The sequence below is a fragment of the Aestuariivivens sediminis genome (assembly GCF_022662105.1).
In the GTDB taxonomy this organism is placed as follows: domain Bacteria; phylum Bacteroidota; class Bacteroidia; order Flavobacteriales; family Flavobacteriaceae; genus Aestuariivivens; species Aestuariivivens sediminis.
On the sequence record NZ_JAKMCP010000001.1, the window covers coordinates 972030 to 992363 of the forward strand.

Consider the following 20334-nt stretch of genomic DNA (forward strand, 5'->3'; position numbering starts at 1 on the left):
TTTTCGAACATGAGAACAGCCGAGAATAAATTTAATTTGCATAAATTTGAATGGTGTTAGTTTAGTTAAACATTAAATTAATACACTACAAAAAGAAAGGGATGAAGTGAAACCGCAAATTTCAAGTGCTTTGTCCCTTTTTATCTTATAGCAATGGTTTTTTCGTTTATTTCATAGGCTTTGATTTTTCCATAGTTTTTAATAATATCAAGAATTTCGTTGATTTTTAATTTTCTTTTTAATAACCCATTGAACTTATTCTCTTCAACAGCTTTGTCTTCAAAAACAAAATTAATATCGTACCAACGTGAGAGTACTTTTGTAATTTCTTTCAAGGACATTCCTTCAAAAGTAAAAATCCCATCTTTCCAAGACACCTCATTGTACACATCAACCTCCTTAATGGTCGTTGTATGCGTTTGAAGATCAAAATCCAGCTGTTGATTAGGAACCAATCGTTGTTTACGTTCCGCAGGACCTACCAACACCTTGCCCTCCACCAGGGTGGTGTAAATATTGGTCTCGTCCTTATAGGCCTTAATGTTAAAGGCTGTACCCAATACCTCTACTTCCTGAGATGGATTCAACACTCTAAATTTGGCCCCCTTATGCGCAGTACTCGGAGATACCTCAAAATAGGCCTCACCATACACCAATTCCACTTCTCGTATTTGACCCTCCATAAAATTTACCGGATATTTTAGTTGCGATTCGGAGTTCAACCACACTTTGGTACCATCGGACAGCTCTATAAAAAACTGCCCGCCTCTTGGTACCGTCAGATAATTAAAAACTAACTCAACTAAATTCTCATCCTTATTTTTATAAATGATTTCCTCGCCATTACTTGAGGCGTTTGGGGTTTGAATGGCATTCCCTTTTTCCAGGGCTATCTGGGAGCCATCCTCTAAAGTCAGTATGGCTTTATCGGTACCCGGTTCAATAACATGGGTATTCACTATGGCAGGGGCACCACCATCCTCAACGGATGTCGTGAATAAATTATCCTTAAAGACATAAGCCGTAGCCAAAATACCCACCAGAATGGCGGCTGTTGCATATCTGTAAATCGATTGTGTTCTTAGCCTATAACGCCACGATTTTTCCTTACGAATCTGACTCAGTAACCGGTCCAGGGCATTTTTGGGGCTTGGATCATTCACACTGTAAACAATGGCATAATTGGTATGCACATAATTTTCAAATTGTTTTTTATGGACCGGATCTTTTATCCATTCGGTTAGGATGTCCAAATCTTCTGCGGTTGCAGAATTCGTGACATACCTGATAATTAATTTTTCAATTTTTGGAGTCATCTTTGAGTGCTTCGTTATTATTTATACAAATGAGAATGTCAGTACCCTCTATTTTTTTAAATAAAATTTTACTTTTTAATAAATTATTTATAACATTTACAACTTAATCCCTTCATTTTTAGATCATGGCTTATAGCTATAAAGATAACGCACAATTGATAAAGGATTTACAAAAAGGAAATGAATTGGCGTATACCTATTTGGTGAACACCTTTCATAAACCCCTTTTTATCTATGCCTTGAATTTGTGTAATGATCATGATATGGCCGAAGATATTACACAAGATGTTTTCATTAAAACCTGGGAATTTCGTTTAAGGCTTAAAAGTGAGCGTAAGATTAAAAATTTTCTTTACAAGATAGCGTATAACGAATTTGTTAATCTCTATCACAGAAAACAAATGACATCCGCATTGAATAAAATCTATATTGAAGCTTTGAATGAAGCGGTTGATGATAGCCATGCTGCGTTATTGCCTCAAAAGATTGCTATTTTAAAAAGCGGCATTGAAGCCTTACCCCATAAATGTAAAGAAGTCTTTTTGCTGAGTAAAAAAGACGGGCTTACCAATGTTGAAATTTCAGAATACCTCAATATTTCCATGAAAACGGTCGAGGGCCATATCCGTAGAGCTTACCTTATATTACGCGAAGAGTTAGGGCAGAAATTGAAGGCCATTTTGTTTTTGTTGTTCGGGAGAACCGGAAAAATATAACTCTGTAATACGTCAGTCTTCAGGGGTTTTTAGAACGTGATCCCTTGATCTATTCCCCATTAAAATCAGTTCCATTCTGGTTAAAGGCACACTTCAGGTGCTTCTCCGGAATATCTAATCTTTATTTTCAGGGCCCTGATCTCCCTGTCGGCCATGGCCGGGGTTTGCAATAAAAAACGATATCCTCATCCGTTGTGTATTTTGATTTATTTGTTACAAATGAATGTCAGTTCGAGTAATTTTCGATAGAAAATTGTATCGAGAACACGAGTTTAAGAACTAAAATTTGATTCTCGATACTAATTTTACTCATTTTCAATCGTAAAATTCACTCGAATTGACAAATTTTATTCAAAATGCACAACGCGTTACCCTCATCATTTTCCTGAAACTTCTCATAAACTAATGACACTTATTATTGATTACTTCGGTTAAAACCGTTATTTTTAAGATATCATTTTCCGGAGTTTTCAGGGTATACCAAACGCGTTAGCCTTGCTGATGCGTTTAAACCATACCCCGGTGAGCGCTTTTTAATTTAACAAATGGTAAGGACCCATTCTTTTCGCAATATCATTGGCTACAAGGAGACTGTTCCCACCTGCCAACTGTCATCCAATATCAGAATGAAATGGGCCTCATCATTTCTATTTAATTTCATATTTCGCAAAAATCAAACCCAGCATTTTGAAGAGATGCCGTCTGAACATGGCGGCGCTCCCAAACGCCTTCAGCAACGCCTACATGATGAATTCCTATTAAAGAATACAGAAGAATTCAATAGCATTTTGCCCTTACCTGAAGTCGCCCCGGAGCATATTACCCCTAAGGAATTTGCCCGATGGAGAAAGCAGGTGAATATGCCGATTGTACTGAGAGGATTTATCAAAAATTCCAAGGCATGTCAAACCTGGTCCATCCCATGGTTAAGCACCCATTTTGGAGATCAGACCGTGCAATGTATCCCTCCGGATATTTCCAGCTTTCTAGGGGAGGAGGTTAAATTACAAGACCTATCCGTAAAGGACTTTTGTACGTTGAAGGCCTATGAAAATTATTATATAAACAACCATCATTCCTTATTTGGGAAAACCGATTTTTATGACTCCTGTGAGGGAAGGCGCATTGAGGCATTAAGAGGGGCCAGACATGTGGTCGACCAATGGTTTATTTCCAGATCTACCCAAACCGGAACGTCCTTACATTGCGCGAATGGCGACAACATGTTCCTGAATATCAAGGGACGCAAAGAATGGCACTTCATTCATCCGTCCTATACCCCCTTGCTTTCCCCGCTTGTAAGCAAATATGGCACCTATGCCGTAGCAGGTGTGGAAAAATCACTGTTAAACCAATGGGACGCCATTACCGATACCTATCCGTATTTCAAACGAATTCCCGTTTACAAAGTTGTGCTCCAGGAAGGAGATGTATTGTTCAATCCGCCATGGTGGTGGCACTCGGTAAGAAATCTGGATCCCTTTACCCTGGGTTGTGCCACGCGATACCTCGCGCCGGGAAAGGCCAGTAACGTCCCTGTTTTTCATGTTTGTCAGGTTGTGGAAGCTTTAAGGCATCCCATCAAATCGGTTTACCCTCAAACCTTATACATGTTGTTCTTTAAAGGTGTTAACAAGGGCTTGCTGAACTCCATTTTCTCAAAGACGTAACACTGACGGCCTTACAACTGTTTTCTAAACCATGTCAATACCAACATGGGCGCTAGAATTAAATCTACCGACAGGGCTATAATGATGATTATGGCCATAAACAGGCCGAGCGTAGCAATGGTTACCGTAGTCGATTTTATTAAGACCAAAAACCCTCCTATCAATATGATACTGGTCGCCAATATGGCCTTACCACATTCTTTTTGAGCAATATATATGGCCTCTTCAATACCTTTTCCCATTTTCCTTTCCCATTGAAATTTACTCAACAGATGAATGGTATCATCTACAGCAATCACAAAGCCAATCGTAAAAATCAAAGAAATTTCACCTCTTAATTCCAGTCCCGTAAAACCCATTATCCCGGCGGTAACGACCAGTGGGATAAAATTCAACACCAGGGCTAAGAGCATCAAGGCCATGTTTTTAAATATGACGCCCAGAGTTAAAGAAACCACCAACATGGCCAGAAGCAGCCCGAGTAACATACTATTGATACTTTTTTTCTGCGATACATCCATAAGAAAATCCATTCCCGACATCCTGGCATGAACCGGCTGATCTGCTATTATTTGATGGACATGATTCAGAATGTCCCGGTTCAGTTTTTCTACATCCTCTCGTCCCAGTAAACCGGTTTGTGCCTTAAATTTAAACACCGTCTTTTCAGTATTAAACAAATAATTGTCTCGATTGCCTTTCCCAAACCCCTTTTCATAGTCCCTTATCGTCTTTTCATTGAACTTAAAATCATGAGCCCCTGCTGCGGAAGGATGCATGGCCTTTTGAATGGTTGTATAATATAATATGGGGGACTTTACCGCATGAAGTTTCTCGTGCTTTGAAAGATAGTCATGCACCCTGAATAAGGCCTTGAGAATCACGGGGTCATTCAATCTATGATCTTCCTCAGCTTCAATAACGAGTTCAAAGCGTCTTGATCCTCCAAAATGGTCTTCAAAAAACACATGATCTTTTTTCAATTCACTGTCCCTTGGAATCTTATACTCCAGGCTATTGGTGTTTATAAAAAAAATCCCGCACCCGCCCAGGGCGATCAGCGCCCCGTAAAACATGAATATCTTATTTGGATGTTTCTGGATGTTTTGTGTTATGGTAAATATCCTTTGAAAGAAACCATCAAAATAACGGCCAATCGCAAAAAACCCCTTCACATTTTCATTGGCAAAAAATGCCGGTAACAATAACATGGTGAGCAAATAGGTGAACATGACGATAATCCCGGATTCCAGACCAAGATCTCTCATGGCCTTCATTGGCGCAATGATAAGGGTAAAGAACCCTATGGCAGTCGTGATGGAGGTAATAAAAGTGGTCCAGCCTATCTCCCGAAGGGCGATATGGGTCGCTTCTTTTGCCGATTTTCCGCGATGGCGTTCCACATCGTATTTAATCGCCAGGTGAATGACATCCGATACCCCAACGATTAAAATAATCGTGGGGAATATACTGGACATCATCCCCAATGGTTTGTCCAGCACAACCATGAATCCTAAAAAGACAATTATGGAAATAAGCACCACCAGCGTTGGAAATATTATGGCTTGCCATCTTTTGAAAATAAACAATAAGGCCAAAAAGAGGAATATAAAGACCCAATGCATAAAGCTCTTGAATTCTTTAAACAGAAGCTTCTTAAAGGAAAATTCAATATATTTTCGCCCCCATAAATAGGTTGTCGATCCGGTAAAAGCGCTTCTGAGCGCATTGATCTCATCAAACAACAGATCTTCCTGATCCTTGTCAAGGCCCTCACGGAGTTCAATCCAAAGAAATAAGGCGGTCCCCGCTTGATTTATAAAAAGATTCGTCGTCTCAAAATCCTTAACTATTTTTGTTTTATACCTGGATACATCGATGCTATCCTCTAACTTCAAATAAGGAAGCTCCATCATTCCGAAAAGGGTGTTTACCGGATAGGATAAATTATGAAGCCCCTTGACGTGTTCAACATTTTTAATTTGTTTTAATCTATCCGATAATTTTTGAACCTGAAGCATAAAAGACCTGTTGAACACATCCCGCTTATGGTCTATGGCAAGGATGACCAGGTTCTCCTCCGTTTTTATTTCAGATTTCATCCTTTCATAAAAGGCATAATCGGAATCATTTTTATGGAAATACTGGGCGGAATCGGCATTGACCTGTATTTGGGTCGCCCTGGTGCTAAAAAACAAGGTCAACACGATAACCAGTCCTAAAATCAAATACCTGTATTTAATTAAATAGGTTACCATTTTGTTATCAATAGGATCATGATATTTAGGTTATTACAGGTGGTCGACCATTGCCTTCTTTGCCAGAATACAGGCAAAATTGCACCACTTAAAAAAAAGCTGGGGATGCTCAAAATTTGCCTGACCTAATAAGGCCATGTTCTCCTCAAGGGTTAAGGGTTGCATAATATGTTTCAGACGCTCCTTTTTGGCCCTGATCTCCTCAAAAGTAAAATGATTTTCTTTCCACGTATGATGGACATTAACGAAAAAATCATGTTCGGCAGCGTCCGCATAACTTATCTTTTCACACAATATGAAATGGCCGTTGGGCTTCAGCGCTTTGTATATGCTTTCCAAAATGAAGGGTCTGTGTTCGGTTTTAATGAATTGAAACGTAAAGGCGGCTACAATAAGCTCAGCCGGTTTAAATGTAAACGTTTCAAGGTCCTGGTTATAAAAGGTCACCTGCTTCATAGTTCTGCATTTTTCCCTGGCCACCTTTAACATGGACACGGATTTATCGACGCCAACGTATCTTATTTTTGTGTTTGGATTGGCCCGATGAATACTTCGAATTATTTCGCCTGTAGCCGTTCCCAGATCATACACCAGGCTGTTATGAGAAAGGATTCTTTTAGACAAAATACCTATGAGTTCCTGAATGTCGTTATAGCAAGGTATGGATTTCCTCACATGATCATCAAAAACCAAGGACACCTGATGGTCGAATTCCCAGTCCCCGTCTCTTGATAAAATAATTTTCTCTATAGCTTCCGATGATTCCATAGGCTCCATTGATTTATAGTTTTAAATCCATTTTCTGGTTCTATTTCGGTACCTTTCATAGGCCTCTCCATGTAATTTATACAAATGTTCCTCCTCCAACAGGATTCGGATTGAAAAAATGAGATGCACTAAAATAATTATGGAAAAAGTGATCATATTGGGTGTCACCAAAAATAACCCAATGGTGCTTAAAAGCATCCCTAAAGCAATGGGATTCCGCGATACCTTGTATATCCCATCGGTTACGAGTGTGCCATGGGTTTCACTGGAATCTATGCCAATTCTCCACGCCCCCTTTAGTTGCATCTGAGAGAATCGTGTTAACAGCAATGATCCTATTAATACAACCACACCAATACCCTTCAAAAATGGGATCTCCAAATAGGGGATGGGGACCAATAGCTCATAATAGGTTGGAAAAAAGGCATACACCATAATATTCATCATGAGACCGAAGAATATGCCATTACGGTACAATTGTAATTTATACATCACGGCATCGCTTTTTGTCACAACCCTTGGCTCAATATGATATTTATTCCTGAACGCCTTTATATTGAACACATATAGAACAAGGATATACACTACGAAGAATGTTATTAAAAAAATGCTGTAGAATAACTGTGTTTTCATCTTATTAAAGCTTTTAATGAACTCCTGATGCTGTTGTACCCCTCAGGTCATCCATTTGATCTTAGCAGGCACTCTTTTTGGGCAAATCAATGCAGCTCTGCGAACCCTAAGGGGTTCATGACAGATCTCCACATCGAAGCGTTGCAAGGTGCGTATGAGGGTTAAAAATATAACCATTATCGCATAATGGTCTCCAATACATTTTCTATTCCCCCATCCAAAGGGCATAAAATAATGTTTCGGTCTGGTCTTTGCGTTTGCGTTCGTAAATCGTTCCGGCATAAATGAATCGGGTTGCTCCCAAAATTCAGGGTGCCTGTGTATATTGAAAAGTGAAATGCAAACGGACTTGCCCTTCGGGATCTTAACGCCATGGGATGTAAAGTTTACTTTAGCTTTACGCCAAATGGAAAACGCCACGGGATACAACCGCATCGCTTCAAAAACTATGGAAGTGGTGATCGGAAAATCGTGATAAAAATTTTGATGGAATGTATAATCTGCAGGTTTGGAACGTATTTCATCGCACATTTTTTTATAATACTTCGGCTGTTCTCCCAGGGCATACCATAGCATTGAAAGACTACAGGAAATGGGAAAATAGCCTCCGGCAAGCATGGTTTTCATTTCGTCCAGCATCACCCGTTTTTCATATGCGGAAGCTGATTTTTTCCCCAGACTTTGCATTAATGTACCTGCCAGGTCATCATTATCGAATGCTTCCAATTGCCGTTGTTGTATAATGGCTTCAAGGATATCATCAATCTGTTTAGAGATTTTTTTAATTTTTAAGTGTACCGGTGACGGCACCCAAAGCGGCATATAAAATGGAAGACCCTTGGCGATGTAACCTGTTCCTGTTTTAACCACATGTTTTATTTTCCCCACATATTCCCTAAGGTCGCTGTGAAATAACAAGCGCCCTGAAATCATTATGGCCCATGTCCCCATGACATCCGCAAGATCGATTTGGTCATTATTTTCAAGGGATTGCCCCCATAGGTCCAGTTCGCTGTCGATCTGTTCTAAAGCCTCATCCATTTGCTCATGTAATTGATGGTGACTGAACACCGGATTCAACAACCGTCTCTGTGAGGACCATAATTCCCCTTGACTGGTCACCATCCCATGGCCAAACAGCGTTGTGACCCGCCGACCAATAAAATCGTTTTGGGAAAAATCCTTTTGATCCCGATTTAATATATCCTTTGCGATATCCGGATGATTGATGAGATAAAAATAAGGACCACATGCAACCACATCGCCATATTTTGCCATAAGATCATAAAAATGAAATGCAGGAAACCTCGTTGCTCCCCTGAAAAATTCCAGTAGGGATGGTCCGCTTGCCTGATGTTCTTCTTTTATGGTATTAACTAACATGTTCCGATAGTTGTTTCTTATACAATCTGTAGTGTTTTGTCGGAGACCCTCCTATTTTCAATAGTAATGAGTTCATGGTCTTATTGGTGGACATGACGTAACCCGCCTCACAATGAAATATATGCTGTTGATGCAGGGCCTCTGTGATTTTTTGATATAATACCAGATCCATCCCTGTTCCCCGATACGTATCCTTGATACCGATTAACATCACGCGCGCTGATTGAATGGATTTGCGATACTTTAAAATTTTAAAGATTCCGAATGGAAAAAGTTTACCATTGCGAATTTTCCGTAATACCTGGTTGAAATCAGGAACGGCAATGATATACCCAACGATCTCCCCTTCGACTTCGGCAAACAAGGCCAGATCGTAGGGCATAATGGATTTTAACTCGGAGGCCAAATATTCGAATTCCACTTGATTAAGAGGCATGAATCCCCAACTGCCCTCATTGCATGCGTTGTAGGCCATCCTTAATTTGGTGATGTCCGATGTATAGGTTTTTGGCGACATCGCCCTTATTTCTATGTTATTCCTATGAAGGTGCCCTTCTGCCCTGCGCATGATATTCGCATATTTTTCCAATTGGGGCTTTTCAAAGATCTCATAGGCCACAAGATCGATCACCCCGGTACATCCAACGGCTTTTAATAGAGTATCATAATAGGGATAATTGTAGGGCATGTTGATTTGATTTGGATATTCAAATCCCTTACACAGGATACCGCAGGAATCATTGGTCGTCGGATTGGTTGGCCCAATAATGGCTTTAATGCCTTTGGATCTTAACCAAATACAGGCCTGGTCTAAAAGCATTTTGCAGATTTGCACATCGTCAATGGCATCAAAAAAACCGAAAAACCCACAGGAATCATTATACTTATCCAGGTGGGTCTTATTCCATATGGCGGCAATCCTTCCAACGATTTTCCCTTCTTTGGATTCTTTGGCAAGAAATAAAGCCATTTCAGAATGCTTTAAAAAGGGATTTCGACGACTTAACCTGCCTTTTAGAGTGATATCAAGATCGGAAATATAATTTGGTTGATGTTCATAAAGCCGGCGTGGAAAATCAATGAACTGTCTTAACTCTTTTTTAGTATTTACCTCAATAATTATAGCCATAGCCTACAAAATTTGCCTAATCTGCCATTTCTTTAACCTGAGCACCTTCTATAAACCCATGGTTTAGCACCCGATTTCCCAATGCGATCACCAATGCCTTCGAAATTTCGCCAAATGAATAGGGGTCCCGATCCTGTTCAAAGCCCATAAGCATCGTTTCAGCCATGCATGCAAAGGCTTGTCCATCCTCTAAAAAAAGACCGGGAGGATACAGATTTTCACCGTTAACCAACCTCACTATACCGCCCTTTACCACTTGAAAATCCTTGTCTTCCAGCAAGTCCTTTTCACAGTTTAACGGAACGGAGATATCACATATAAACGCTCCTTTTTTTAAATAGGCTTTATTAAGGAAGGGGGTTGGATCGCTGGTAGCCACTACGATCACATCGCAATCACGAAGGCGATTTAAATCCGTCCCAATTTCAATTTTCTTATCGGACTCAAATTGCTTAGTGTAGGCGTTCCAAATGTTGACATAATGGGAACTTGATTGATGCTCTGAAGCACCCTTGTCCATATCGAGCCGGTTAATTTGATCATAGATCACATTGTCGTACGCCTTCCCTTCCGCAAGGTCCTTTAAGATTTCCTGTATTAAAAACCCGGCATGGTCCATGAGTTTATTCGGGTTGCCATTAAACCGCCCCAATAACAGCATTTTATCGCATTGATCCGCCACCATGGTGGATAATACTTTGGCTATGTTACCCCCTGCACCAATTACGGCCAGTTTGGTGGATTGCCCTTTACGGTTTATTATGGCTTCATATACTTTTTGCACTACGGTAAAGGCGGTATAACCATTGCCCGTTGTCACTCGAATATGGGGATTGGTTATGGCCTTACCGTTTTGCATGATCATTGAATTGTATTGTCCAAGACCTATTTTGGTAATTCCCAGATGGTATAAAAGGTCAATGCCTTTATTACAAATCCCCTGATATTTTATGATATTCCCCATAGACTCCCGCATATCATCAATGATCATTTTAGCGGTAAAGGACAGCCCTACAAAACTGATACAAATTTCCCGGCCCGCGGCATCCTTTATTCTGTTGCGACCAATCACTACGGGTTCAGAAAAAGGGCTTAGTCTTTCTATCAGATAAAGAACCAGGTCCTCCGGTAAAATATCCAGGGAAGGCAAATAAGCCCGAATGGTATGCACATCTATATAGTGGAGCAAAAACCCAACCTCATCCATGCTACCGTCCATTTCATCCCATTTTACCCTTTGGGGATTAAAATTTGAAACAGGTCGGAGATGTTGCCCTCTTTTGGGCAACAGAAAGGATATCAATGCGTAGAAATCGCCATACATCAAAATTTTACATAATTCCTCCAAGGCCTCAATCCATTGATTGATCTCCGCTTTATCCATAAATAAAGAAGGTAGGAGTCTAAGGGTTCTGGGGTCCGACAGGGTTACGGAAACCCTGATATGCTTTTCATTAAGTAAATACGCTGACAAGACATACCCAAAATAATTGGAACGGGATATCCCCTGAAGTCCAAAACTGGTGCTGTAATCCATACTTTCAAAACGGATTCCAATCATCAGTCCCAGGCCTCTTACTTCGCGTATAATTTGAGGGTATCGGTTCTGTAAATCCACCAAAGCATCAAATAAACAGGCACTTACGCCCGGTATCCTGTGACAGTTTTTTTCCAGTAATTCAAGACTTTTATGCGCCATAACCGTACTGTAGTCATCTTCGGCAAAGGTGGATGAATGCAAGACATCAAACTCAGGGATGTACAACCGCTTTTCAATGGCTACGGCGCTTATTTTGGCAAGTCCGCCCCCTAGGGATTTCCCTAAAATATAGTAATCGGCACTGACCTTGTGATGAAAGGAGGCTAGAAACGGTCCTGTTCTAAAGCACCCACATTGGATCTCATCGAAAATCAACGGAATGTTATACGCTTTGGTGAATCTCCTTAAATCCGTCAGGAATTCCTTCGACACCACATGTATGCCCCCTTCTCCAATGATGGGTTCCAGGATCGCGGCGGCAATTAAATTGAAAGTCTTCGTTTTAAATACAAGTTTTCCGTCCTTGGATACTTTTGGTATGGAAATCTCAATCTCATTTTCTTTAAACAGGGCTTCGGGGCATTCCGTATTTATATCCAGATAGATCGTTTCAAAGGGGGCATTCCTTAAAAATGGCATCCTAAAGGCTTGATTGGAGGTAACGGAAAGCGCCCCTAAGGTTTTACCGTGAAAGGACTTATTTGAAGCTACAATTTTTGGTCGGTATGTATTTGAATTCTTATTCAATGATTCCATGAGAGACCGTAACGCCTCGATGGAATGAATTTCATAATCGTTATACATAAGGGGGCTCTGAGGACAGGTGTTAAAAAACGATTCCTGAATATTCATCAGTTCCCTGGACAGGTCATTATCGATTGCCATGAGTTTATTATAAAACGTCAGCATGGCATGCTTTATCGCGGCTTCAACAGCTTCGGTTCCGGAATTGAGAACCATGGTCGTGTAGTTCGCACGGGTTTGAGAACCTATAAGGTCATTGATCTTATGGCAAAGGGCATCCAATTTTGATTTTTTAGATAATTGATGGTGGGCACAGACATGGTCTCCGAGCAATTCCTGCGCTGTTCTTATGAGATCCGGATGATTATGCCCAAGAAGCAACGAACCATAGCCCCCTGCGAGATCAAGATATTTTACCTGCTCTTGTCCCGCATCACTATACAAGTAATTCCCTTTGGCATGATGAAATTCCTTGTCCAGTTTTAAAATAGACAACAACTCCTGCAAATAGGGTTTCGTATAGCTTGTATTATGAGATTCCTGCATAATGCATTTTATTTTTTGAAATGTCACTCATTGGGACCTTATCCTCATGATAAACACGATGGCCCCCGGTATGCGATGTATAGCTCAACTGGTTTCTCAGGCTGTTGAAAAGCCATCGAATCATCCTGTTATGATGATAGAGACACATTTTATTATTCCTTTTATAGGCTCCAAACCGGGCTTTGGAAATTTCGGCGGTTTGACCAAGATTTATGACATGACATTCTCTATGGATTCCTTCCTTGATGATCTCAATCAAATTATTGGTATAGGAATCATACGTATCCCGGGCCTTATAATCCAGTCCTCCAAAAAGGAAATAAAGGGTCTTATTTTCCTCCAGCGTAATATTCCAGTACAACAGTTTTTCGTTATCGTAAAAGGAATTCAGATTAAAGGGTTCCGGAAGGGTTTTAAAAAAGGCCATACTCAATATTTCAAGTTTGGTTTTCGAGCGTTTAACCACCTCAAGATAGAGTTCATAATGGCGTTCTGTAAATGCCCCACAAGGTTCCCTACGTCCGGTAACAGTAGCTGTTTTATCCAGTGCTTTTAGGATACGTCTGCGATATGGATGTCTCAATGCCTGCATGTACCCCTCCCAACTGTCATGTTCTATTTGAAAAATCATACTGGGCAAAGAGGTCATGTTAATGGTCTTGAAGTTGGGCAGGTCCTGTGCGTAATTTAAACAGAGCACTATCCCGCGTTCCTTCCGAAATATATGGGACAAAAGCGTCTCCACATAGGGATCACTTCCCCATACACCGCTTTCGTCATTTGAAATGGGTAATCCAATAACCTGCATGGGAAGTTTAAGTTCCAGTTTTGAAAAGGTAAAGAGATTAATCTTTAAGGAATACACTACCGCTCCGGCACATAAAACCCCCTTTTCATGGAGCGTATAATAGCGCTGATTCGAATGATTCGTCCGTTCCAAGTGCGACAAGAAGGAACGCTTCTGATAGATGGAATGCGCGATATGGTCCCATTCGGGACTTAATTCTTGAACCTTGTTAACTTTTTCAATACTCACTTCAACCGGTATTACATTGGAACTTCAGAGGGCACCTTTTCGGAACTATGTATGAATGCTTTAAATGCGTCATGCCTAAATTTATCGCTAAAGGTTAGGTTTTCAGGACGTGGTCCTTTAAATCTTGATCTTCTTATCTCCTTTGGGGAGTGATGGGTGTAACTGAATAAAAATTGTCTGCCAATCTTCAACGCACCCAGTATCAGCCTCCAGTAATCGCGTGTCCAAATGGATGGAAGGGTTCTAAAGGTGTTTACACGTGCACTTCTCATGTTTAGCGTCGTTTGCGCATAAAGTTTTAGAAGCTCCCAGTAATACGCCTTTAATGAAACTTTAGTTGGAGACAATTGATGAGACAGGTCAAACAAGCTGTGTGCATCCTCGGGAACCGTAAGCTGGTCTTTGAATTCATGATAATTTTCAGCGCCGGGTAAAGGGGTTGCCGGAGATATATTGACATAATATAAATGGTTATCATTAATAAATTTTGCAAGACGTCTCCAATCCGCTTTAGTGTAATCCGGGCCCGGAATAAGTGATCCGTAAGTGTCAATCTCATGTTTTCTTAACACCTTAATGGCTTCAATATTGCAATAGGCCGGCAACTGTTTGTTCATGCCGTCCAATTCTTCATCCGTGGTAGCCTCAAGACCAATAAAAACAGCCTTGAGTCCCAATTGCGCCCAATGCGCAATAATATCTTCATTTTCCGCCACGAAATCCGCTCGCGCATAACAGAGATAGTTTTTCTTAATGTTATGTTTCCGAATAAGTCTTGATAGTTCATTGAGCCTGCTTTTATTGATGAGGAAGATGTCGTCGACAATATAAATTTCATCGGATTCTATGGTCAACAATTCCGCTACAATGGATTGTGGGGACCTGCTGTATGGCAGTCCATCGGTAATTTTCCAGGTAAAACAGAAGTTGCATTTATACCAGCATCCCCATGTGGTTTTCATCGTTGCCACGGGACGATGCATCAGGTAATAGTACTTATGTCGAAGGTGGGACACCAGGCTGCGGCTTGGGAACGGTAAATCGTCCGGTTTGGGCATGTAGGCCCTTTTTTTGGTGCTATACAATTTCCCTTCCCCATAAGGAATGGCAATTCCGGAAACCTCCGTCAGGGAGGTTCCGTATTCAATAGCATCAATGATTTCAGGCATGACCATGGTGCCATCTCCCATGCCTATAATGTCGACAGAGATATCGGCAAAATCCTGCGGAACCAGGGTGGCGTGAACGCCACCTACCACCGTAATGCAATCGGATTTCACCGATTTTACATAGCGGAATATTTTCAACACTTCATTCGTCCCCGTTTTATAACAGCTACTCACCACAACGTCCGGATTGAAATCCAAAAACCGTTGTTTAAACCCGCGTTCCACCAAATGATCAAATAGCATTAGTTCATGTCTTTCGAGATTTGCGGCAACATATTCCAATTCCAGGGGCTCACAGATCATGATGTGCTTGAGTCCGATGGTATGTTTTGGCACCGGTGGACGAACTAATAAAATTTTCATATCTCTAGTTTTAATTTAAACCTTCTGTTACCTCAAAAAAACACTACACAATTCCGGGGGTGATCCCGCGTCGAATGTGGTTTTGATAGATCATATTTGTCCCAAAGACAAATAATCTCATGAAATAATTTAATCCGGCAGGATTTCCTTTTAATCGTTTTATGATATTTTTAGTGGAATACAAGCGTTTATACAGATTCCAATAGCCTTCCTGCAGGGTTTGTGCCGACATCCTTTTAGGATGAAAAACGGCAGAACCTCCTACATATTTCTTAAAGTCAAAATCAAAAATTCGGCCTTCCTCCATTAATTGATTATACATGGGGGTTCCGGGTACCGGGGTTAAAATGTACATCCTTGGTAATGCAATTTTATGGGTCATAAGGAATTTAAACGTACGGTCAAAAACAGTCTCGTCATCGCCATCAAGCCCCAGGATCATCTCTGTACTAATTTCAATGCCATGCTTTTTTATGTTGGCGAAGGCGGTGCCGTAATTCTTAGGATCGTTCCACTCCTTGTCGATATGGGTAAGACTCTCCTCGTTAACCGTTTCTATTCCAAAGGACAAAATTCTACACCCGCTGTCGTAGGCCAGCTGAAGCATCTCATCCTCCTTGGCGATTTGCAAACTACACTGACTGGCCCATATGATCTTTTCCGGGATCAAGGCAGTCCATAATGCTTTGCAGTAATTAAAATCTACGCCTATGTTATCATCAATAAACGTTATGTACTTACTCCCATGGGCTTTTGCCGCCCTAACGTCCCTTATCACCTGGTCGACCGGTCTTTTGCGGTAACTCCGTTTAAAAAACTCTGAAATGGAACAAAATGTACATGGAAAAGGACATCCGCGAGTGGCTTGAACGGGTCTCCAGAACCCATAATACTTGGCGTTGAATTTATCATAGGAGGGGGGTGGAAAAGCCGTGACATCGGGAACTTTTTCCATGGTATAAATAGGCTTGATCTCATCGTTCAGATAGTCCCTTAAAAACCGTGGCCAGGTATCTTCCGCTTCTCCTTTAATGATCACATCGGTATGGGGTTTGGTCATGGCATCATCAAATAATGAAATAGCGATACCTCCCATGACCACTATCGCTCCCCGTTTTCTGAATTCGTCCCCAATTTGATACGCCCGGATCACTCCGGCGCCTCCCATTCCCGTAAGCCCGACAATATCCCATTTCTCATCCCATGGAATGGGCTCCGAAGTTTCAGAAACACAAGTAACCTCAAAATCATCCGGAGTTATAGCCGCCAGTTGAGGCATGGTTAATCCCGGCAAATAGGTTTTTCGCTGTACAATAGGGTTTCCCTCCCTATCCAAGCCCGTTGGGCTTATTAGAAGAATTCTCGCTTTACTCACATTAAAATTATACTCCAAGTTGGAAGTAAAAGTAAACAGGGACTATGGGTAGCTAAAGCATCGGATACGATCTTGACTTATAAAACCAAAATCAGATAAATATAAGAAATATCTCATGTAAATAACTATTCGGTGTTCACATTTATTAATTCTGCATCCGGTAGAGGTAGGGCCGGTGTGGGTTCCGGCTTTGTATTGGATACATAGTCCTCTAGCCCATGGATGATCCCCCCGATCCGGATTATCCTTTGGCTGTTCACCTTCCTCATGAGGTCTCTTTCTGCACGGTACCGGACCATCCCGATCAAATAATATGCCCGCCGCAGTTAAAATTGTTCAAAATAAGCTATCTTTAAATCCACTAACTAAACCATTTATTGGGTATCCTATCTTTAAATAAATCGCGTTCTCCATCCAGAGGATGGACATATCCTGTTCTCCTATTCTTTATTTGGATGAATTTTGGATGTTCAGGACGTTTGCCCAAGGAAATTTCTCAGGCTTATGCCTCCTTACCTGAAATTGTCGACTATAACTTCCATATTAAACCCATTCTATCCGACCGCTGTTATACCTGTCATGGCCCGGATGACCAGACAAGAAAGGCCGGATTGCGGCTGGATGTTGAAGAAGCAGCCTTTAAAAGACTGGAATCCGGCCATCATGCATTTGTAAAAGGCAGTTTGCGCAAGAGTGAAGCGATTCACAGACTATTAAGTGATGATCCCAATGTGATGATGCCACCTCCCGATTCGGAACTCACAATGTCCGCCCGTGAGATTGCCATGATCGCCAAATGGATCGAGCAAGGTTCCCAATGGAAGGAACACTGGTCGTTTCTTGCTTTGAAAAAACCGGCCATACCCGAGTTATCCAACGACTGGCCAAGACGGAATGACATCGATTATTTCATTCAAAATAATTTGGAGCAGCTGGGTCTGCAACCCGCTTCGGAAACGGATAGAGCACATTTGATTCGACGGGTAACCATGGATCTTACGGGTTTGCCCCCAACGGTAGCGGAGATTGATGCCTTTCTGAATGATCCTTCGGAAGAGGCCTATGAACAGGTGGTCGACCGGTTGTTACTGACGGATGCTTTTGCTGAACGCATGACTCAGGAATGGATGGATGTATCCCGTTATTCAGACTCTCATGGCATGTCCTTTGATGGCTCCCGAACCTCATGGCCCTTTCGGGATTGGGTGATAAAGGCCTTCAAAAACAATATGCCCTACAATACGTTCATCACCCACCAACTGGCCGGGGATCTTATTCCGGATGCCGATGAACAGTCCCGCATAGCAACCGCATTTGTAAGAATGAACCCTTTGGAAGGTTCGGCAGGGTCCATAGATGAAGAGTTTCGTATTGAATATGTGAATGAAAGGGCCGGAGTTACCGGAACCGCGCTTCTCGGACTTACCCTGGAATGTGCGAAATGCCATGACCACAAATTTGATCCTATCACTCAAAAGGAATTCTATCAGATGTCAGCATTTTTTAACCATACCATGGAATATGGTCTCGCCCCGGCAGATTCGGATAGGGCACCTACCCTTATGCTCCTTAATGATGAGGAGAAATCCAAAATCAACACCTACCTGGCATCGCTTCAAACCGAAGAAAAAGCAGTAGAACAGCTAAAAAGAGAAGCCCGTTCCCAATATCATAAACCCCTTCCAAAAGGCATCGTTTCAGAGCCCATGGGCCACTACGCCTTTAATACCATAAAACCGTATAAAAAAGAAATCAAGAAAAAGAAAGACGAGGAGGAGGAAAAAGATAAAAAGAAGGCAAAAAAGAAAGCAAAAAAGAAGGAGTATAAGGAATTACAGATGCTGGATGACAATACGGACGCCGAGGCCAATTTAAACATCACACTCACAGAGGGAAAATATGGTAAGGCCGCCTATTTCAATGAGGAATATGATGAGATATACCTGCGGAAAATTGGGGAGTTCGACCATTTCGATCCTTTTAGCGTAAGCACCTGGATCCGTACCGAAAAGGACACCGTAGGAGCCTCGCAGACCATTATAGGCAATTCCGGTACGGTATTCCAATTTCATCGTGGTTGGGAACTCGCATTGGATTCCCTCAATCATGTTCGGGTCAGACTGATCCGTCGTTTGCCGGATGAGCTTTGTTCCGTAAGTACTTTAAGTCCCATTCCTGCCAACACCTGGCAGCATATCGGGTTCACATATGACGGCAGCAAATCGGCGAAGGGCATCTCTATTTTTCTGAATGGCAGAAAAGTTAAAACCCAAACCCATTCGGACCAGCTCAAACGATCGATGATCCCGGTGAGCTTTAAAATGAAACGCGATTCCATTCCTCTGAAAGTGGGAAGAAGCTTTCGCCTATGGACCGAAGATCTGGGCCTGTTCCAAGGCGCCATTGACGACATCAAAATTTATGATCATCAGTTATCGCAGTGGGAAATGGCCACGCTGGGTGAAGCCGAAATAGATTCGAATTCAGAAGCAATAAAAGAGGAGTACTGGTTTTTAAAGGATCCCGCTTTGGCTGTGAAAAGAAAGGGAATCCGTGAAACCAGAATTCAAATGGGTAAGATTCTGGACAGCGCGAACGAATTGATGGTAATGGAAGACATGAAGCTCCCACGAAAGACCTATATCCTGGAGAAAGGCATTTATAATCAGCATGGTGAGGCGGTTGAACCCGGAGGAATCGATAAGGTGCTTCCATACCGCAGTGATTTCCCCAAAAACAGACTCGGGCTGGCCAGGTGGCTTTTTGATGATAAAAATCCCATTGTTGCCCGGGTAGCCGTGAATCGATACTGGCAGATGATCTTCGGGAGAGGATTGGTTAAAACCGCTGAAGATTTCGGAAGCCAGGGGGAACGTCCGAGTCATCCCGAATTGTTGGATTGGCTTGCTGTCGATTTTAAGGACCATGGTTGGGATATCAAGCGCAGCATCAAACAAATGGTGCTGTCCCATGCCTACAGGCAAACCTCCTACTGTCCCGAAAGCTTGCGTGAGACGGATCCCGAAAACAGATATCTGGCTCGGAGTCCATCGTATCGCTGGCCGGCAGAAATGATTCGTGACCATGCCCTGAAGGCGAGCGGATTATTGGTTGAAGACATCGGAGGACCCAGTGTTAAACCCTATCAGCCTGAAGGCCTTTGGAAAGAAGTTGGAATGTCTTCCGAAACCTTGAAGACCTATGAGCAGGACAAAGGCAACAAGTTATACCGACGCAGTCTTTATACCTTCTCCAGACGATTCGCGCCTAATCCAACCATGATAAATTTTGATGCCACTTCCAGGGAAATCTGCACCATACGGCGCAATACGACAAGTACGCCGCTGCAGGCCCTGACGCTTTTGAATGATCCACAGTTTGTAGAGGCATCACGAGTCCTGTCTGAAAAGGTCCAAAAGGAATTTCCGGATAGTGTCACCCAACAGATCGTATCGGCATTCAGACGATCCACCGGTCTAAAACCCAATACTGCCCAGCTGACCGTGCTTCAAGACCAGTATGAACAGTCCTTACGGCAATTTGAACGGGAACCGCTGTTGTCGGATTCCATTTTGTCTGTTGGGGAGCGGCCCTTTGACACCGTGTTATCCAAAGAAAAAACAGCAGCCCTGGCCCTGGTAGTCAGTACCATATTCAATTTTGACGAATCCTATATGAAACGCTAAAC

At 42.0% G+C, this 20334-nt stretch carries 13 protein-coding genes; 3 read left to right on the plus strand and 10 right to left on the minus strand.

Annotation, left to right across the window (positions count from 1 at the left end):
- Window positions 1-140: 140 nt before the first annotated feature.
- On the minus strand, window positions 141-1316 hold the full coding sequence (locus MR054_RS04085; RefSeq protein WP_242156287.1) for a FecR family protein: 1176 nt from the start codon (window positions 1314-1316) through the stop codon (window positions 141-143).
- 125 nt (window positions 1317-1441) lie between these two features.
- Here MR054_RS04085 and MR054_RS04090 point away from each other — a divergent pair, with 125 nt between their 5' ends.
- Entirely contained in the window at window positions 1442-2032 is a 591-nt protein-coding gene (locus MR054_RS04090; protein WP_242156288.1) for an RNA polymerase sigma factor, read from the plus strand.
- A gap of 626 nt (window positions 2033-2658) precedes the next feature.
- Complete coding sequence (locus MR054_RS04095) at window positions 2659-3702, plus strand: cupin-like domain-containing protein (RefSeq protein WP_242156289.1); 1044 nt, start codon at window positions 2659-2661, stop codon at window positions 3700-3702.
- 11 nt (window positions 3703-3713) lie between these two features.
- Here the strand turns inward: MR054_RS04095 and MR054_RS04100 are convergent, their stop codons facing one another.
- From MR054_RS04100 to MR054_RS04140, 9 genes are all read right to left on the minus strand, one after another.
- Window positions 3714-5930: an efflux RND transporter permease subunit gene (locus MR054_RS04100; RefSeq protein WP_242156290.1), complete on the minus strand. Its 2217-nt coding sequence runs from the start codon at window positions 5928-5930 to the stop codon at window positions 3714-3716.
- Between the two features lie 63 nt (window positions 5931-5993).
- Complete coding sequence (locus MR054_RS04105) at window positions 5994-6737, minus strand: methyltransferase domain-containing protein (RefSeq protein WP_242156291.1); 744 nt, start codon at window positions 6735-6737, stop codon at window positions 5994-5996.
- Between the two features lie 12 nt (window positions 6738-6749).
- A complete protein-coding gene (locus MR054_RS04110; protein WP_242156292.1) occupies window positions 6750-7361 on the minus strand; it encodes a methyltransferase family protein in 612 nt (203 codons plus the stop codon).
- Between the two features lie 42 nt (window positions 7362-7403).
- Window positions 7404-8744: a cytochrome P450 gene (locus MR054_RS04115; protein WP_242156293.1), complete on the minus strand. Its 1341-nt coding sequence runs from the start codon at window positions 8742-8744 to the stop codon at window positions 7404-7406.
- Window positions 8734-9873, minus strand: a complete 1140-nt coding sequence (locus tag MR054_RS04120; protein ID WP_242156294.1) for a hypothetical protein — start codon at window positions 9871-9873, stop codon at window positions 8734-8736. Before MR054_RS04120 ends, MR054_RS04115 begins: the two co-directional genes overlap by 11 nt.
- A 16-nt stretch (window positions 9874-9889) precedes the next feature.
- On the minus strand, window positions 9890-12703 hold the full coding sequence (locus MR054_RS04125; RefSeq protein WP_242156295.1) for an aminotransferase class III-fold pyridoxal phosphate-dependent enzyme: 2814 nt from the start codon (window positions 12701-12703) through the stop codon (window positions 9890-9892).
- Window positions 12687-13739 (minus strand): hypothetical protein, encoded by a 1053-nt coding sequence (locus MR054_RS04130; protein WP_242156296.1) that lies wholly within the window; start codon window positions 13737-13739, stop codon window positions 12687-12689. Before MR054_RS04130 ends, MR054_RS04125 begins: the two co-directional genes overlap by 17 nt.
- An 11-nt stretch (window positions 13740-13750) precedes the next feature.
- Complete coding sequence (locus MR054_RS04135) at window positions 13751-15271, minus strand: B12-binding domain-containing radical SAM protein (RefSeq protein ID WP_242156297.1); 1521 nt, start codon at window positions 15269-15271, stop codon at window positions 13751-13753.
- 43 nt (window positions 15272-15314) lie between these two features.
- Entirely contained in the window at window positions 15315-16646 is a 1332-nt protein-coding gene (locus MR054_RS04140) for a B12-binding domain-containing radical SAM protein (protein WP_242156298.1), read from the minus strand.
- Between the two features lie 377 nt (window positions 16647-17023).
- Between MR054_RS04140 and MR054_RS04145 the strand changes: the two genes are divergently transcribed.
- On the plus strand, window positions 17024-20332 hold the full coding sequence (locus MR054_RS04145; RefSeq protein WP_242156299.1) for a DUF1553 domain-containing protein: 3309 nt from the start codon (window positions 17024-17026) through the stop codon (window positions 20330-20332).
- The last annotated feature ends 2 nt before the right edge of the window (window positions 20333-20334 follow it).

Bases quoted from the DNA above. Each gene is read 5' to 3' on its own strand.
- MR054_RS04085 (WP_242156287.1), bottom strand. From the start codon at position 1,316: ATGACTCCAAAAATTGAAAAATTAATTATCAGGTATGTCACGAATTCT.
- MR054_RS04090 (WP_242156288.1), top strand. From the start codon at position 1,442: ATGGCTTATAGCTATAAAGATAACGCACAATTGATAAAGGATTTACAA.
- MR054_RS04095 (WP_242156289.1), top strand. From the start codon at position 2,659: ATGAAATGGGCCTCATCATTTCTATTTAATTTCATATTTCGCAAAAAT.
- MR054_RS04105 (WP_242156291.1), bottom strand. From the start codon at position 6,737: ATGGAGCCTATGGAATCATCGGAAGCTATAGAGAAAATTATTTTATCA.
- MR054_RS04110 (WP_242156292.1), bottom strand. From the start codon at position 7,361: ATGAAAACACAGTTATTCTACAGCATTTTTTTAATAACATTCTTCGTA.
- MR054_RS04115 (WP_242156293.1), bottom strand. From the start codon at position 8,744: ATGTTAGTTAATACCATAAAAGAAGAACATCAGGCAAGCGGACCATCC.
- MR054_RS04120 (WP_242156294.1), bottom strand. From the start codon at position 9,873: ATGGCTATAATTATTGAGGTAAATACTAAAAAAGAGTTAAGACAGTTC.
- MR054_RS04125 (WP_242156295.1), bottom strand. From the start codon at position 12,703: ATGCAGGAATCTCATAATACAAGCTATACGAAACCCTATTTGCAGGAG.
- MR054_RS04135 (WP_242156297.1), bottom strand. From the start codon at position 15,271: ATGAAAATTTTATTAGTTCGTCCACCGGTGCCAAAACATACCATCGGA.